Source organism: Pseudanabaena biceps PCC 7429, from assembly GCF_000332215.1.
Lineage (GTDB): Bacteria > Cyanobacteriota > Cyanobacteriia > Pseudanabaenales > Pseudanabaenaceae > Pseudanabaena > Pseudanabaena biceps.
In genome coordinates this window covers 1-16,488 of record NZ_ALWB01000042.1, presented here as the reverse complement: position 1 = coordinate 16,488, position 16,488 = coordinate 1, and the positions used below count along the sequence as shown (strand labels likewise).

Below are 16,488 nucleotides of genomic sequence, written 5' to 3'. Positions count from 1 at the left end.
CCTACCTTGTTTGATCGCTATTGGTTATAGATTTAAGTAGCTAGGTATAAGTAAACTTAAAACCCAGAAGCGAGTACTGCCCATGTAGCGGGCGGTACCCGCTTCTGGGTTTAGTTTTTAATTATGCCTGACCTATTTAGCATTAAGTAGCTAAGGGATTTGCTATTAATTAACGTCAGTTCAAGTTCTGTCTATGAAATCTGGTTACACCCTTCCTGTATTTGCGATCGCCGCTGCTAAGGCAGCAATATTACTCCTCCGTAAAGAAGAAGCAAGTTTAGTAGGACTTGACTTATTAGAATCTGGGCGCGGAGAAATCGAGATCGCCCAAAGTGCAATTATTGATGAATTTACTGCCCTTGCCGTTACCGTTAGCGATCCTGGCGATAATCTCGACCTGACTTCAGGGACACCTGTCTGGGCATGGGTGCAATTAACAACTTCGACGGGAGCAGTGGCAGAACAGAGATTAATCCTTGAAGCGGGTGAAGGATTAGGGAAAACTGCGACTGGTCAGCCTGCCATCTATGCACTAGCGCAAAATCTAGCAGTAGCCAACCTATTACCGTTACTGCCCGAATATACTAATGCAAGAGTGCGCTTTATCTTGCCTGAGGGAAAAGCCTTGGCTAAACGTACATCTAACGCCGCTTTCGGAATTCTTGAAGGTCTGTCGTTATTAGGAACTTCAGCGATCTCAAAGCCCCTTTCTGTTGAAGATAAATTGGAGGAATTTCGCATCGATTTGCGAACGAAGGCGGCTACTTACCCTGCGATCGCTTTTTATATCGGGGCAAATGGTTATCAAGTCGCCCAAAATTTGGGCTTTTCACCTTCGCAGTTAGTCCAAACAGCAAATTGGATCGGGGCAATGTTGGTGGAAGCGGCTCTTTTAGGAGTGACATCCATTACCATCGTGGGTTATCATGGCAAACTTTTAAAACTAGCGGGCGGGATCTTTAATACTTCTAGTCACTTAGCTGATGCCCGCATCGATATTTTAGTGAGAGCCGCAGTCCATAAAAATTTACCTATAGCCTTAATTCAAGAAATAGAGCGCACACCTACTGCCGAAGCTGTTCATAAACTATTGGTAGAACATGGCTACGATCGCCAGATTTTTCAATATATTACTGACCAAATTACGCAGCGGGCGATCGCCTATGTCCAGAAATATACTGATCTAAAAATTGCGATCGATACGATTTTGTGCGATCGCTTAGGCAAATTAGTTCTCTAACATCCCTAATATAGTCAGTAATGTTAGGAAGAAATCAAACCCAATAGAGAGTGGCGGCGCTTCGCACCGCCACTCTCTATTGGGTTTGATGTCCTGACTTAAGTGAATATAGCTATAATTACGCTGATCTGAAGTACTTATACGGAGAAGAGAAGATTGGTGCAAAGCGCCGCTATTCTCGGTCGTTGATTTTTTGGTATCCTAGATGTCTATTTAGATCGAATTAGATCGAAGAGGTTGGGGCGCAAGCGCCCCAACCTCTTCTCACCAAATTGTATAATACCCAGACTAAACCTATGGCATCTAGCTATTCTTTCGATATTGTTAGCGATTTTGATCACCAAGAACTGGTCAATGCGATCGATCAAACTCGCCGTGAAATTGTTAGTCGTTATGACTTAAAAAACACAAAAACCGAAGTGGAGCTTGAAAAAGAATTAATAACCATTAACACCAACAGTGAAATGACCCTCACGGCTGTAGTTGATGTGATGCAGTCTAAGGCGATTAAGCGAGGATTATCCTTAAAAATCTTTGACTATGGAGAAATCGAATCGGCAAGTGGAAATCGCGTAGTTCAGAAAATTAATCTTAAAAAAGGGATCGAGCAGGATCAAGCGAAAAAACTTTCCAAGCTTATTCGCGATAGTTTTCCTAAATGTCAAGCTTCAATTCAAGGTGATGCGTTGCGGGTTACTTCCAAATCAAAAGATGAACTCCAAGAAATCATTCAACTTGTAAAAGCAGAGGATTTTCCCCTCGCTTTACAGTTTACGAACTATCGCTAATCGTGGCTTAAAAAAGAAGGGCGCATAGCGCCCTTCTTTTACTTTTAGACAGTTTAGGCAGCTTTAGACATTTGCTCTAAAATTCTCTGCACAATTTCAAATCCAGTTAGAGTCTGCCAGACAAAAACACCAAGAAGCAAGACGTTCACGGAAATATGCGTAATTCTTGCCCAGTCCTTACCCTTTTGGAGTAAGGGGGCTAACGCTGTTGATATGGCTGCCAAAAAGACTAAGCCCAAACCTGCAATGAGATGAGCGCCAACAAATAGCTTGCCATTGTTACTATAGGTCACAGCCATACCACCGATCGCTCCTGCCACCATCAATACTAAAAATATCGATCCGAGATTATGGTGGAGAAGATTGTAGCGTTTGGAGATCAGGATCTTTTTCTCTTCACCTTCCGTACTACGAATTCTACGGTATTGCCAGCCAGTATAGCCTGCGTAGATTGCTAAAAATAGGGTTAAAAGCATGAGGATCGGGTGAGCAAAAGTCACCACGGTTTTCAATGGTTCGGTAATTGCGATCGTCATAAAATTGGTGAGGTATCTAGAGTTATCTATTAGAAGGAGACTTGTGAAGATTTTGCAGCAATTCTTAGCGAATCTTTAATAATTTTAATATAGTTATCCCTTTTTACAGCGCTTTGCGCTCAAATCCAAATCAAGAAAATTTTTGAAAGCTTTGCAAAGCAAAGCTTTCAAAAATTTTCTTGTAGCTCGTTTGATCGATAACTGAATTGAGCCAACACTTCAGTGAATTAAAAAACAAACCCAGTAAGGCTTTGAGATTCCCAAAATGGCAACGCCATTTTGGGAATTGGTATAGGAGCATGACTTTGTAAAGGCTTTAGGCGATCGCTTCCCAGTTAGAAAAAGTTGCGGCTTGTCCCCACAATTTATTGTTTTTGTCCACCACGTTCCAGATAATTGCCTGATCGATATAAAAGCGATCGCCATTACTCGCAATCCTGATGCCGCGATAGTTGCTAATGTAACCTTGCAACTTTGCCTGTGCTAATAGTTGTTCTCTTTCACTGCGTTCTATTGGTTCGGCTGTGTAGCGCGATGGAGTTGAGGTTAGGGTTTGCCAATCCATTTTCCAGAGATCGAGGGCTTTTTGATTTCCATAGTTCAGAATTGGATCAGCTTGAGTGCCGTGAGAAACAACCACAAAATTAGCATTAAATAATGAATTCGCAATTGCCAATGGCGATTGGCGATCAGTAATGGGGATGAGGTCGTTACCTGTCCAATGATGAAAGCTATAAAGCAATAATTGGATATGTTCTAATAGTTCTGTTTGTAACCAAGGTTCCGATTTATTTATACTCATAATTTGCCCTCCAAGCGATCGCTACCGCTATAATACCAATTCACGAAAGTGTGACAAAACTTTTGTGAATTAAAAACCAAACCCAGTAAGGGTTTTCAAAGCTCAAAATGGCTATTTTTGAGCTTTGGTATAATACGCCTACGCTTGAGAAAATTAGCGAGAACATGGAATTATTTGATTTGATTGATGGTAATAATGAGCGTTTTGTCAATGTCATCGTTGATTGCATTGGTATTGACGATCTACTGACCTATCGGATCCCTGAAGATATCGACATTCAAATCGGAGATATTCTTAGCGTTCCTTTAGGAAATCGGCAAGTCGGCGCGATCGCCTTACAAATTTGCGATACGACCCAAGTTACAGATACCACAACAGAGATTAAATCAGTAATTGCCGTAGTTAGTTCGGGCATTTTTCCAAAGACATATTGGGAAATGTTGACCCTTACTGCTGATTATTACCGTACGCCTCTCATGCAAACTATAAAAACGGCGCTACCCCCGAAACTATTAGATCAATCTCATTATCGAATTAAAGTAAAGCGCGAAAATATAATTCCCGAAAAGCAGGAACGAGAATCCTATAAGTTGCCAAAAGCTGCCCAGATGGTTTGGGAATTTTTGCAAGAACATCAAGATAACTCAAAGGGGATTAGTCGTCGTTATATCTATCAGAAGCTTGGTAGATACACGAGTTCGGGATTAAAAGAACTTCAAAAACTAGCATGGATTGAAACAATCTTGGAGCTTCCTAATCGCCCAAAGCCCAAATACGAAGATATTGTAATTTTGCTCAAGGCTCCTGATAGTGAATTAACGGAACGGCAGATAGAAGTTCTTACGATTTTGCAACATCAAGGCGGTGAATGTTTGAAAACGCAGTTGTATAAGCTGGCGAAGACAACATCATCAATGGTGCAGAATTTAGCAGATAAAGGCTATCTAGTTATCTCAAAACAGGAATCGCTGCGACTAGGGGGCAAAAGCCATACAGTCACACGCGATCGCCCTAAGGATTTAAATGCCAATCAAGATGCGGCTTTACAACAAATTCTGAAGGCGATCGCCGATTGCCATGCAACCCATTTCCTCCTGCATGGAGTGACGGGTTCTGGCAAAACTGAAGTATATTTACAAGCGATCGCCCCTGTTTTAGAATCTGGAAAATCGGCGCTAGTCCTCGTTCCCGAAATCGGTTTAACGCCGCAGCTTACCGATCGCTTTCGGGCGAGATTTGGCGATGCCAAGGTGAGCGTTTATCATAGCCAGTTATCGGATGGCGAGCGTTTTGATACATGGCGTTTGATGCTTGCAGGCGAAGCCCAAGTTGTCATTGGTACGCGATCGGCGGTGTTTGCGCCACTCTCTAATTTGGGATTAATCGTCATGGATGAGGAACATGATCCTAGCTTCAAGCAGGATCGACCTCAACCCTGTTATCATGCGCGGACGATCGCGATATGGCGATCGCAGTTGGAGAATGTCCCGCTCATATTAGGTTCTGCCACTCCCTCAGCGGAGACTCTATTTGCCCAAAAAGAAAATAATTCTATCTATCTAGAAATGCCCAATCGTATTGGCAATAAACCGATGCCACCGATTGAGATTGTGGATATGCGCGATGAGTTTAAAGCTGGGAACTACTCGATTTTGAGTCGCAAACTACAAGAAGCGATCGCGGAAATGTTAGAAAACAAAAAACAGGGGATTCTCTTTATCCATCGGCGCGGATATAGCACCTTTGTTTCCTGTCGATCCTGTGGCTATGTTGCTGAATGTCCAAACTGCGATGTTTCTCTTTCCTATCACGATCCCATTAATCCTACAGCCCATCAGCCCAAATCCGCCCATTTACGCTGTCACTATTGCAACTACACGCAAATTCAGCCAAAGTCCTGCCCCCAATGCGGTTCACCCTATTTCAAGCATTTTGGCAGCGGCACGCAAAAAGTGGAGCAGGAACTCGCTAAACTATTCCCCAATATTCGCCTCATTCGCTTTGATAGCGACACCACCCAAAACAAGGATCGCCATCGGTTGCTCATCGATCAATTTCGTTCGGGAGAATCTGATTTATTAGTAGGAACCCAAATGCTGACTAAGGGTTTGGATATTCCTCAAGTCACCTTAGTCGGCGTGGTTTCTGCGGATGGATTATTAAACTTTTCAGATTATCGAGCGGGCGAGAGAGCCGCCCAGACATTACTCCAAGTCGCGGGTCGTGCGGGTCGCGGCGAAGAGGAAGGAAGGGTCATCATGCAAACCTATACCCCCGAACATCCTGCCATACAAGCCGTACAGCAATATCGCCTTGATGAATTTATGCAAACGGAATTGGCAATGCGCGAGGCTTTAAGCTATCCGCCCAAGGGGCAAATGGTCTTGATTCACCTCAGTAGCGAGCAAGAACAGGCGGTTGAGAAATCGGCGGAGGAGCTAGCGTCATATTTGCGTCAATTGGCAAATAACTGGGATGTCCTAGGGGCAACTCCTGCCGCGATCACGAAAGTTTCTAATCGCTATCGCTGGCAGATTTTGTTGAAATTCGCCCCAGAAGTTTTGCCCGATGTACCGAGTTTAGAAGAATTACGTATGTTGGTTAATTCTAAAGCCGTGAGAGTAGCGATCGATGTCGATCCCTTAACGATCCTATGATCCTATAGCCGTAGCCGTTAGGACAAAATCGAAAGAAGGGAATGGCGGCGCAAAGCGCCGCCATTCCCTTCATAAACCAAATTAACGAAAGTTCCATATTTCGTAGCGACCATTGCGAAGGGTGAGAATTTGACCTTCAGTGCTACTGGGCAGTACATCCATCCAAACTCTGCTGCCATTCATATCGCTGAATATTAACGAACCATCACTTGCGAAGGCGATCGCTAATGGATAATGCCGATCGCCCAGATCGACCTTAGAGCGATCGAGCAATAATAAATATTCAGATTGCCCAGAACCATCGAGATTGACCGATGAGAGCGTCCATTGCTGCTGCACCAAAATACTAAAATCTTCAATGCTCATTGAAACTTGACCGCCCCGTTGCAACTCACCATACATCGCTCGGATCAACCGCTCGATCGTTTTTGGGGAGAGACTTTGCCATTCCACGGGATTTCCCTTAGGAGGATCGAAAGTACCGCCGCTAGTTACCAATGGCGGGATTATGCTTTTGGGGAGTAATGGAGCAAGTATGGTCTCCCCAGAAGCCAGTATTCTCAAGCGTCCATCATCGCTTACCCAGAGAGACTGAGCCGTTAATGTAGCTGCTTGCGATTTCCCATAGCCATCGTAGAGCACGATACCTAAATTAGGATTGGTTGCCAGTCCAAGAATTCTCCACAGTACAATCGAAGAGCGATCGCTAAGTTCTTTAAATGGAGCGCTGACCCATTTATCCCCATCTTTGATCAGATTAATATTGACCTCATACCATGCTTGCCCTGATTCCAGCTTTGGTGGTGGTAAAAACCAGTCCGATCCCGCATCTTTACCAAGATAGGAAACCGTTCCTAATAATTGTTGGGGCTGGAGGGTGATCGGGGCAAGATCTAGACGCTGCAATAGTTGATTGGAGTCTTTGGTATCTACCTTTTGCGATCGCAGCCAATGTTCGGCGCGACGCAGTCCATTGCGCTGTAAAACGACCAATCCCCCCCAGAGCTTAATTTCTATGGCATCGGTAAAGGTCATCATCGTGGTTACCCTTGGCCAGATATGGGGGTGATATTTCGCTAACATTTCCGCAATCTTATCCCCCTTATAGCTGGGGTCGTTCGCAATCGCCAAAGCTTCCTTCCATTTACCATCGATGATATTAATCAGGGCTTTTTCCCCTAGATTAGAATTGGAATTTTGAACTCGATCGCTGGTAATCTTGGCATGTAAGGCGATGAGGTCGTACTGTTCTTGCAGAAATGGAGGAAGGTTTTTCCCTTGCGATCGCCATTCATCAACTACTTGGGTAAATTTTTCGAGGGCAGGCGACCATAAACCTACGCTTGCCATGACCAAGGCATCTTGATAGAGCTTAGGTTGATTTTTAGCCTCGTTTAAATTTATTTGTCGCAACTGGACTTTACCAATCTCCGTGGTGCTATTTTCTTCAGGTTGAAAAACCAAGTATAGAGGTTCAAATTCTTGAGTTTGATTGATTACCAACTGCACCGCATTGGTATCATGCGACAGAACATTACGCCATTTGGGAAGTTCCCCCGTAGAACTCGTCCAAGGATCTAACTCGATTAGCTGCGATCGCTTGTCAATGGGAATGTAATAAATTTGACCATAGGCAATGCCATCAACATTTCCTGTGGTCGAAAACCAAATCCCTTTAAATTGAGAGGGAGGATCGGTTAATAATGAGAATTTTTTGAGGGGAAGTCGATTACGCCCCACTTGTAATCGTTCGGGAATTGGGTAGGTGGCATATTTAAGGAGAGGTGCTCGCACAAAATACTCATCTATGCCTGCGATTGTGGTCGTACTTAATAACAGGATTTTCTCCTCATTGCGATCGCGAACGGGCTGATAGAGACGAATTTCGCGAATATTTTGGGTTTCGGTTTCTAGAACTGTATAGAGAATCTCCCCCGTCGGCAAATTATAACTTTCGCCAAGTTTTAATTGAATGCGCCCTAGTTCTGATTGAATTTGAGGAATGCTCTTGGGGATGTTCCATAAAGAATTCGAGTAAAAGGCGGGAGTATTAGCCGAAGCAAGCCAACTAATGGCTGATGGATTAGAAAGATAAATGAGCCCTAGGGCAATTAGCCCACCGACGAGGGGGATACTCGTGACAATGGCAAGATTTGACCATGTAAAGTGATCGCGCAGGTCAATTTCTGGCGATTCATTCGATTCATTAATATTCTGTCGCTCTAGATGATGATCTAACCGCTCTAATTGGCGATCGCCTTGGACTTTAACCAGCTCACTTGATTGCTCGACTAGGTCGGCATGAGCAATTTCGCGATCGGTCTTAACGCGATCGGTCTTAACAAGATCGCCAAAAGGTTTTGAGGATTCAGGTAAAGATTCCATGCGCGGCATCGTCAATCTCTTACGGTTGCCATAGCCTAGCATATTGATGCAAATATGAGCATTGCTAAAGCCGTGAAGAGTGTACAGCCCGCTACGCGGGCTGTACACTCTTCACGGCTTTAGCTACTCTTAGCCACTTTTAGCTATTTAGGATTTATCTATATTTACCCATTGGGTAAGTAGCTGGGCATAATTAAAAACCAGAATCAAAACCTGTAGCGCACGCTGCGCGTGCGCTACAGGTTTTGGGGTTTTATATTTAATTGCGCCTAGCTACTTAATATGGAATTGGTTTACTATTTTTAAAGAAAAGGGCTAAGATTGCATTAGCCTAAGTTTGTGGCGATCGCTGTAACCCAGCAAACTAATCGACCATAAATTTAAGCAGTTCCAGTCGCTTCACAAGTTACGTTTCCACATAAATATTCATGAACTAACCCATTATGTCTACAACATCTCAAGAGTCCCAAGTTGCTCAAGACCGAATTATCTTTTTTGACACCACATTGCGCGATGGCGAACAGTCCCCAGGTGCAACTCTGAACGTGGAGCAAAAACTGCTAATCGCTCAGCAACTGGCCCGACTTGGGGTAGACATTATTGAGGCTGGATTTCCCTTTGCCAGCAAAGGCGATTTTCATGCTGTCCAAGAAATTGCCAAGCTCGTTGGTACAGAAAATGGTCCGACGATTTGCGGTTTAGCTAGAGCTACCAGATCTGATATTGATGCGGCGGCTGAAGCCGTCAAGCCTGCGGCGAAAAGCAGAATTCATACTTTCCTCGCCACTTCCGATATCCATTTAGAATATAAACTTCGGAAAACTCGAGCTGAGGTTTTGGCGATCGTGCCCGAAATGGTTGCCTATGCCAAATCAAAAGTTGCCGATGTCGAGTTTTCACCCGAAGATGCGGGGCGCTCCGATCCAGAGTTTCTCTATCAAGTCCTCGAAGCCGCGATCGCCGCAGGGGCAACGACAGTTAATATTCCCGATACGGTCGGTTATTTGACACCCTCCGAATTTGGAGCCTTGATCAAGGGTATTAAAGACAATGTCTCGAATATCGATCGCGCCATTATTTCCGTCCATGGTCACAACGATCTTGGTTTGGCAGTAGCGAACTTTCTTGAAGCGGCTAAAAATGGGGCGCGGCAGATGGAATGCACAATCAATGGTATCGGTGAACGAGCAGGCAATGCTGCCCTTGAAGAATTGGTAATGGCTTTGCATGTCCGTCGGGCTTACTTTAATAGCTTCCTCGGTCGTCCCATTGACTCCACTGCCCCCCTCTGCAATATTGACACCAAGCAGATCTATAAAACTTCGCGCCTCGTGTCCAATCTCACGGGCATGTTAGTACAGCCCAATAAGGCGATCGTTGGCGCTAATGCCTTTGCCCATGAGTCGGGTATCCATCAGGATGGCGTATTAAAAAATCGGCTCACCTATGAAATTATGGATGCTCAATCCATCGGGTTGACTGACAACTTGATCGTCCTCGGTAAGCTTTCTGGAAGAAATGCATTGAGTTCTCGATTGAGGGAACTTGGCTTTGAACTTTCGGAGCAAGAACTTAATGCCGCGTTTGTTCGATTCAAAGAGCTTGCTGATAAAAAACGGGAAATTAGCGATCGCGACTTAGAAGCGATCGTCAATGATGAAATCCGTCATGCTCCCGAAGCCTTCAAGCTTGAACAAGTCCAAGTAAGTTGTGGCGATCGCGCAATCCCCACTGCTACGGTCACAATTGTGATGCCTGACGGTCAAGAAATCACCGATGCCTCCACTGGGACTGGTCCCGTTGATGCGATTTACAAAGCGATTAATCGCATTGTGAAAGTACCAAATCAATTGATCGAGTACTCGGTGCAATCGGTGACCGCAGGGATCGATGCCCTTGGCGAAGTTACTATTCGACTCAAGCATCCAGATGCGGGTACGCTTTCAGGACATTCGGCAAATACTGACATTATTGTTGCCTCAGCAAGAGCCTATCTCAGTGCCCTCAATAAACTCTACTTTGCGCTGCAAATTCCCAGTACCAAAATTGGCGATCGCGAAAAACTTCAGAAAGAAGTTTCTTTGTAAAAGTCTTTAAAAAATTAGCCTTGCAATGCAAGGCTAATTTTTTAATTTACACAATTGGTATAAGTCGGCTTAATTAAATATAAAAAACTAAAACCTGTGGCGCACGCGCAGCGTGCGCCACAGGTTTTAGATCGGGATTTTAATTATGCTGAGGTACTTATAGCGTGCGTGCGCCATAATTGGGGGGTGTTTAATTTTGCTCGGCTACTTATCCAAAAAGTGAAATAGTTATAAGTATGATGTTAATTACAATGGTAAAAAATGCAAGAACGCGATGAATCTCAACGGTCTGTAAAGACTCAAGAAAAAGAATTAGCAAAAAAATTAAAATTTGCTAATAATAGTGGATTTCAGGCAGAACTCAGACGTAGGGTTGATGAGCTCTTTCAAAATGGCAATCTCAAAGAACGCGATTGCCCTCAGATGTATACCAAAACCGCAATTCTGTTACTGGGCTTTTTCGGAACTTATGCAGTCCTAGTCCTTCTTGCTCAGTCTTGGTGGCAAGTTGGTATTTTATGTATTGTTCTCGGTGTGATCACCGCAGGCATCGGTTTTAGTATCCAGCATGATGGGGCACACCATGCCTATTCCAATTCTTTATGGGTAAATAAACTCATGGCGATGAGTTTAGATGTGATTGGTGGCAGCTCTTATATTTGGCATTGGAAACATGATGTCCTCCATCATACCTACGTTAATATTGCTGGGTACGATATGGATTTAGAGGTAGGAATTTTTGGTCGTCTTTCGCCTGCCCATGCCCATCTCCCCTTTCATCGCTGGCAACATTATTATTTGTGGCTGCTATATGGTTTGCTAGCGATCAAATGGCATTTTTATGATGATTTTTATTGTTTGATTACAGGTAAGATCGGCGATCGCCCTTATCCTCGCCCCAAACGGAGCAATCTTGCTATATTTTTTGTAGGAAAGGGAATCTTCTTATCGCTCGTCTTTGGCATTCCTTTGTTATTGCATTCTTTTGGGCAAGTCTTCGCAAGCTATGTATTAGTTGCCGTTACTTTAGGAATTGTCCTGAGTGTCGTATTCCAATTAGCCCATGTAGTTGAGGAGGCAAATTTTCCTGTTGCCAAAGCTTGTGTCATTGAAAATGATTGGGCTATCCATCAGATCGAGACTACTGTAAACTTCTCACGGAATAATCCCTATGTGACATGGTTGCTTGGTGGTCTAAATTTCCAAGTCGAACATCATTTATTTCCGAATATTTGCCATATTAATTATCCAGAAGTTTCCAAGGTCGTCGAGCAAACCTGTCAGGAATTCGGCGTGAGATACAATCAGCATGGTTCTGTATGGGCGGGGTTTCGCTCTCATTTCCGTTGGTTGCGGCGGATGGGAACATGTAAATCGCTATAAATCTATAAATAGAGAAGGAGCGCTTTGCGCTCCTTCTCTATTTATAGCGATCGCTTACATTAGCTACTTAGTAACTATCGGTCTTACTAACGGTGGTATTAATTAATTGCTGGTTGGCTTGATTCAAACGATCAGCGATCGCTTCACGCACATTAAAGTTAACCTCAGGATCGGCAAGAACGTCTTGCGCCATTTCACGATAAACGGCACTGGTCGTTAAATCCACTTGATCTAGTTGGTTGAGGTTTTCATAGACGGTCTCAGGTGAGACCGATACATTACTTTCCATAATTTAATTTTTCCCTATATTTATACCAATTCACGAAAGTGTGACAACATTTTCGTGAATTAAAACCAAACCCAGTAAGGGTTTTCAAAGCTCAAAATGGCTACGCCATTTTGAGCTTTGGTATTACTTTATGGCGTTTTCTCAGCTTTTCAGAACCGATAAGTAGCAAGGCGCAATCTAATATAAAACCCTAAAACCTTTAGCCTAAGTAGCTTGGGCTAAGGGTTTTGACGCTGGTTTTTAATCATGCCCAGACACTGAGTACCAACAGCGGAAAATTTGGCTTAGGGTAAATCGGTATCACCCATCAGATAGCGATCGCATTCACGGGCAGCGCCACGACCTTCGTTAATCGCCCAAACAATGAGACTTTGTCCACGACGACAATCGCCTGCGGCAAAGACACTAGGAAGACTGGTGGTGAATTGACCGTGGTTCGCTTTGACGTTACTGCGAGGATCGCGTTCTAAGCCTAGAGAATCAAGTAAAGGTTGTTCTGGACCAAGGAACCCCATTGCCAACAGTACGATCTGCGCGGGAATTACCTTTTCCGTACCAGCTACTTGCTTGGGAATGAATTGACCTTTGTCATTACGCTCCCATTGCACTTGTACGGTATGAACAGCTTTCACCTGACCGTCTTCGTCCCCTTCGATTTTAGTCGCTGTGGTGATATATGCTCTGGGATCGTCACCAAACTTTGCACGAGCTTCCTCCTGTCCGTAGTCCAACTTATAGACCTTCGGCCATTCTGGCCAGGGATTATCCTTAGCGCGAGTTTCGGGAGGCTTAGGCATGATTTCTAATTGCACAACGCTGGTACAGCCATGGCGAATTGATGTGCCAACGCAATCAGTACCAGTATCACCACCACCGATAATCACGACATCTTTGCCCTGCGCAGAGATAAAGTCATCCCCTGACTTACCATTGAGAACTGCCTTGGTATTGGCAGTGAGAAATTCCATCGCAAAATGAATCCCCTTAAGCTCTCGTCCTTCAATACTTAGATCACGGGGTTTCGTTGCCCCAGTACAAATGACGATCGCATCAAATTCTTTGAGTAGATCTGCTGCTGCTAAATCCTTACCGACTTCGGTATTACAGATAAATTTCACACCCTCTTTTTCGAGGATATCCAAACGCCGCAACACGACCTTTTGCTTATCCAATTTCATATTGGGAATGCCATACATCAGTAGTCCGCCTGGGCGATCGGCGCGTTCGTAGACCGTGACCCAATGTCCTGCTTTGTTGAGCTGTGCGGCTGCGCTTAGCCCTGCGGGACCCGAACCAATGACGGCAACTTTTTTGCCTGTGCGCTTTGTAGGCGGTTCGGGGATAATCCAACCTTCTTCCCAACCCTTATCCACGATCGAATATTCAATATTTTTAATCGTGACTGGTGGATTGGTGATCCCTAGGACACAGGAGCCTTCACAGGGAGCGGGACATACCCGACCTGTAAATTCGGGGAAGTTGTTAGTTTTATGCAGGCGATCGAGCGCCTCGCGCCATAGCCCCCGATATACCAAGTCATTCCATTCGGGGATCAAATTATTGACTGGGCATCCGCTTGCCATACCGCTAATTAGATTTCCTGTGTGGCAAAAAGGCGTGCCACAGTCCATACATCTCGCGCCCTGTGTACGTAGATTTTCATCGGGCATATGGACATGAAATTCATCCCAATTTTTAATGCGATCGCTTGGTGGTATTTCCGTTGGTGCTTCGCGAAGGTACTCAATAAATCCTGTCGGTTTTCCCATTAGTTTGCGTTTCTAAGTTTTGCTAAAAAGCCTATAAATCATTTTTAAACTGCCTACTCTGATTCTAAGCATAATTGGCGAGATTCTTTAATATTAGTTAACATTCAAATCAGAAAATAATATATAGTTGCTGCCAGTCTTGTTAGGACAAAATTAAAACCCAAAATAATGTTGCCGCGCAGAGCGCGGCAACATTATTTTGGGTTTTATACCAAGTTAAGAAATGGCGTAGCCATTTCTTAACTTGAAAACCCCTAATAGATTTAGTTTTTAATTCACAAAAGTGTTGTCACACTTTCGTGAATTGGTATTGCTCTCATACAGTTGACCGCAGCTATAGCAACGAAAGAGTTACTTAGGACATAAAACCCAAAAGGTAAAAGGCGGCGCTAAGCGCCGCCTTTTGCCTTTTGTAAGAAGAGTGTGGCGATAGGTCACGCGGAGCCTGACCCCAATCTTGATGCTTAGTTAAACCAGATCGTAAAGTTGAAAAGGTTGCTGCCAAAAGCGCGGATCATTTCGTTCCAGACATTCATATTAGTAACAGTTCCTTTCTCAAGATAGGGCGTGGCAGCAGTACCTTGCACCCATGACACCAGATCGAAGGGGCGTGGCTCCGTAAAAATGCGAGGGAAATTAATACTTAATTTCGCATCCCGCCAGAAGGGAAGATTCTTTTTGGCGGTCAGAATTGACTCAATCTCATCAAGGCTTTGGAACCATGCTTTCACCATATCATCGGTTACCCTAGCTTGGGGGATGACCGATACTTGTTTGGGGTTGGGAATCCATTCGCGATCGTTGTCGGTTTCTGCGAGAATGGATTGCCAAGACTCACGACTGAGTCTGACTATCGATTTCAAGTGATTGAGGATCGTCTTCATGCGCTGGGGATCCGCTAGGGGGAACTTCGTAAGATGAACCGCCGATACTAAATCAAGAAATTCAAAGGGACTGAAACTATAACCATATTCATCAGGTGATTCCCTACGTGGTGTGATTAAAAATTTATGGGGTGTATCTACCCTCTGGAAAAACAAGTGAGCGCAAGATTCAAACAGCTCCCGACTGTCATAGGCTCGCAAAAACTCACCGATCGCTCCCAGTACATGGGTATATCCCTGTAACCACAGGGCATCTCCGCGATCGAATGCAATTAAGAACTGTTGTGCATCCTTTTCTGTAACATTTGCACCTGTAATAGCATTAAAGATCTGCCACAGCATTTCATCATTGGTTGCTTTGCCATTACCATCAAAGTCCAGACGAATTAGTCCAAGGCGCAATGCTAGCTTAAAGTTTCCATCTTTAATCGGTTCAAGGGTATTACGGACGGTTGCCAGATCGTCAATCCATGTCTGAAAAACCTGTTGAAGTCCCTCGTAGGTTAGAGTTTGGGGTTGGGGATTTTTGGGAATTGGTAAGCGTAAAAATGGTACTAAACCGCTTAAAGGGGTCTGCATCATCCCATAACGGTCAAGTGACTGCATTAGCCTCTCAGTACCGCGCATGAATTGGATTACGCCCAGCCCTAAGCGAGCTTTGTCATCTTTGAGGTTAGTTTGTAAATAGTCGCTAAAAACCCTTTCGCCATCGACAAATTTCCCAGAGGTGAGGTAGGGATCGGGTAATGGTGCGATCGCGGCATGAGTGGGCTGTAATGCGATCGTGGTCGCAATCATCAAGCTAGAAACCAAAATAGCAATCAGGGATCGCCATATCCACTGCATCTTCCTTGGCATATCCAAACTCCTAGTCACAAAAACAAATGACTTAAGGAAAGCTTACATCATTTGTTTTTGTGGAGGTAAGGACTGGCGATTTAATGAAGTACCAAATATAAAACCAGAATCGTTGGGGCGGCGGAGCCGCCCCAACGATTCTGGCAAATTGTGTCTAGCTGCTTAGGTCAAGGAGATGCAAGAAAGACCTTAACAGTAAGCGCTAATGTCTTCACCACAGCGATCGACAAGGAAGCAAAGTGCACGAAACCTGAGCCCAATCAACTCATCGTAAACGGGATTGAATTTACAAAGTGGAGGGATCTGGAGCAACGTACGTTTTCCGAACTTAATGGTGCGTTCAAAGGGGCATTGGGCGGGAATTAGCTTGGCAATAAAATGCGCTGTGCGCGGCTTTTGAATTTCAAAATTATCGATTTTCTGACGTAGCGGTTTTAGTAGATCGAAGACTGCTTTCGGTTGAGGGCGACCAATATACGAGGTTTCCCCATTAAATCCTGTGCTGTTCATACTTGACATATTTACCAAACGCTCTCAAATCACAGTGTGTACGCTTTAAGCGATCATGTTATTAATCGTAACATAATCATCTCGAATAGAGGGTTGGACAAATCATTATTCATTCTTATGTATGAGATTGTAGATACAAACAGAAGAACATTGCTTTTCCCCCAATCCTTAATAAGTTAAATCTTACCCATCTGTCTGTATAGACGATCGCTATAGATGGATTTGTGCCGATTGCTGATCTATAGCAACGTGAGTTCGGGATAATTGGAAACGGGCTTTGAGAAAGGGTTTACGTAGCAA

General features: G+C 44.2%; 12 protein-coding genes. 5 read left to right on the top strand and 7 right to left on the bottom strand.

What is annotated here, in order from left to right:
- Positions 1-193: 193 nt before the first annotated feature.
- The gene (cbiD, locus tag PSE7429_RS07015) at positions 194-1,240 is read left to right on the top strand and encodes a cobalt-precorrin-5B (C(1))-methyltransferase CbiD (protein ID WP_009626413.1); all 1,047 of its coding nucleotides are present in this window, start codon (positions 194-196) and stop codon (positions 1,238-1,240) included.
- A 296-nt stretch (positions 1,241-1,536) separates the two neighbouring features.
- Positions 1,537-2,028, top strand: a complete 492-nt coding sequence (locus tag PSE7429_RS07010) for a YajQ family cyclic di-GMP-binding protein (RefSeq protein ID WP_009626412.1) — start codon at positions 1,537-1,539, stop codon at positions 2,026-2,028.
- 53 nt (positions 2,029-2,081) lie between these two features.
- Here the strand turns inward: PSE7429_RS07010 and PSE7429_RS07005 are convergent, their stop codons facing one another.
- Positions 2,082-2,564 (bottom strand): DUF4079 domain-containing protein, encoded by a 483-nt coding sequence (locus PSE7429_RS07005; RefSeq protein WP_009626411.1) that lies wholly within the window; start codon positions 2,562-2,564, stop codon positions 2,082-2,084.
- Positions 2,565-2,880: 316 nt separating this feature from the next.
- Positions 2,881-3,366 (bottom strand): MEKHLA domain-containing protein, encoded by a 486-nt coding sequence (locus tag PSE7429_RS07000; RefSeq protein WP_009626410.1) that lies wholly within the window; start codon positions 3,364-3,366, stop codon positions 2,881-2,883.
- A 164-nt stretch (positions 3,367-3,530) separates the two neighbouring features.
- Between PSE7429_RS07000 and priA the strand changes: the two genes are divergently transcribed.
- A complete protein-coding gene (gene priA / locus PSE7429_RS06995) occupies positions 3,531-6,023 on the top strand; it encodes a primosomal protein N' (protein WP_202950409.1) in 2,493 nt (830 codons plus the stop codon).
- A gap of 81 nt (positions 6,024-6,104) precedes the next feature.
- Here priA and PSE7429_RS06990 read toward each other — a convergent pair whose 3' ends face one another.
- Positions 6,105-8,408: a hypothetical protein gene (locus tag PSE7429_RS06990; RefSeq protein ID WP_144052490.1), complete on the bottom strand. Its 2,304-nt coding sequence runs from the start codon at positions 8,406-8,408 to the stop codon at positions 6,105-6,107.
- Positions 8,409-8,851: 443 nt separating this feature from the next.
- Between PSE7429_RS06990 and PSE7429_RS06985 the strand changes: the two genes are divergently transcribed.
- Together PSE7429_RS06985 and PSE7429_RS06980 are read left to right on the top strand one after the other, a co-directional pair.
- Positions 8,852-10,495 carry a 2-isopropylmalate synthase gene (locus tag PSE7429_RS06985; RefSeq protein ID WP_009626407.1) on the top strand — a complete coding sequence of 548 codons (1,644 nt, stop codon included), beginning with the start codon at positions 8,852-8,854 and terminating at the stop codon, positions 10,493-10,495.
- Between the two features lie 261 nt (positions 10,496-10,756).
- A complete protein-coding gene (locus PSE7429_RS06980; RefSeq protein ID WP_009626406.1) occupies positions 10,757-11,878 on the top strand; it encodes a fatty acid desaturase family protein in 1,122 nt (373 codons plus the stop codon).
- A 67-nt stretch (positions 11,879-11,945) separates the two neighbouring features.
- Here the strand turns inward: PSE7429_RS06980 and PSE7429_RS06975 are convergent, their stop codons facing one another.
- From PSE7429_RS06975 to PSE7429_RS06960, 4 genes are all read right to left on the bottom strand, one after another.
- A complete protein-coding gene (locus tag PSE7429_RS06975; RefSeq protein WP_009626405.1) occupies positions 11,946-12,167 on the bottom strand; it encodes a hypothetical protein in 222 nt (73 codons plus the stop codon).
- Positions 12,168-12,451: 284 nt separating this feature from the next.
- Positions 12,452-13,936 (bottom strand): glutamate synthase subunit beta, encoded by a 1,485-nt coding sequence (locus tag PSE7429_RS06970; protein ID WP_009626404.1) that lies wholly within the window; start codon positions 13,934-13,936, stop codon positions 12,452-12,454.
- A 464-nt stretch (positions 13,937-14,400) separates the two neighbouring features.
- Entirely contained in the window at positions 14,401-15,678 is a 1,278-nt protein-coding gene (locus PSE7429_RS06965) for a hypothetical protein (protein WP_009626403.1), read from the bottom strand.
- Positions 15,679-15,867: 189 nt separating this feature from the next.
- Positions 15,868-16,197 (bottom strand): Mo-dependent nitrogenase C-terminal domain-containing protein, encoded by a 330-nt coding sequence (locus PSE7429_RS06960; protein ID WP_009626402.1) that lies wholly within the window; start codon positions 16,195-16,197, stop codon positions 15,868-15,870.
- Positions 16,198-16,488: the final 291 nt, after the last annotated feature.

What these genes read in the sequence shown, in the direction of transcription:
- cbiD (WP_009626413.1), top strand. Translation starts at nt 194, where the DNA reads ATGAAATCTGGTTACACCCTTCCTGTATTTGCGATCGCCGCTGCTAAG.
- PSE7429_RS07010 (WP_009626412.1), top strand. Translation starts at nt 1,537, where the DNA reads ATGGCATCTAGCTATTCTTTCGATATTGTTAGCGATTTTGATCACCAA.
- PSE7429_RS07005 (WP_009626411.1), bottom strand. Translation starts at nt 2,564, where the DNA reads ATGACGATCGCAATTACCGAACCATTGAAAACCGTGGTGACTTTTGCT.
- PSE7429_RS07000 (WP_009626410.1), bottom strand. Translation starts at nt 3,366, where the DNA reads ATGAGTATAAATAAATCGGAACCTTGGTTACAAACAGAACTATTAGAA.
- priA (WP_202950409.1), top strand. Translation starts at nt 3,531, where the DNA reads ATGGAATTATTTGATTTGATTGATGGTAATAATGAGCGTTTTGTCAAT.
- PSE7429_RS06990 (WP_144052490.1), bottom strand. Translation starts at nt 8,408, where the DNA reads ATGGAATCTTTACCTGAATCCTCAAAACCTTTTGGCGATCTTGTTAAG.
- PSE7429_RS06985 (WP_009626407.1), top strand. Translation starts at nt 8,852, where the DNA reads ATGTCTACAACATCTCAAGAGTCCCAAGTTGCTCAAGACCGAATTATC.
- PSE7429_RS06980 (WP_009626406.1), top strand. Translation starts at nt 10,757, where the DNA reads ATGCAAGAACGCGATGAATCTCAACGGTCTGTAAAGACTCAAGAAAAA.
- PSE7429_RS06975 (WP_009626405.1), bottom strand. Translation starts at nt 12,167, where the DNA reads ATGGAAAGTAATGTATCGGTCTCACCTGAGACCGTCTATGAAAACCTC.
- PSE7429_RS06970 (WP_009626404.1), bottom strand. Translation starts at nt 13,936, where the DNA reads ATGGGAAAACCGACAGGATTTATTGAGTACCTTCGCGAAGCACCAACG.
- PSE7429_RS06965 (WP_009626403.1), bottom strand. Translation starts at nt 15,678, where the DNA reads ATGCCAAGGAAGATGCAGTGGATATGGCGATCCCTGATTGCTATTTTG.
- PSE7429_RS06960 (WP_009626402.1), bottom strand. Translation starts at nt 16,197, where the DNA reads ATGTCAAGTATGAACAGCACAGGATTTAATGGGGAAACCTCGTATATT.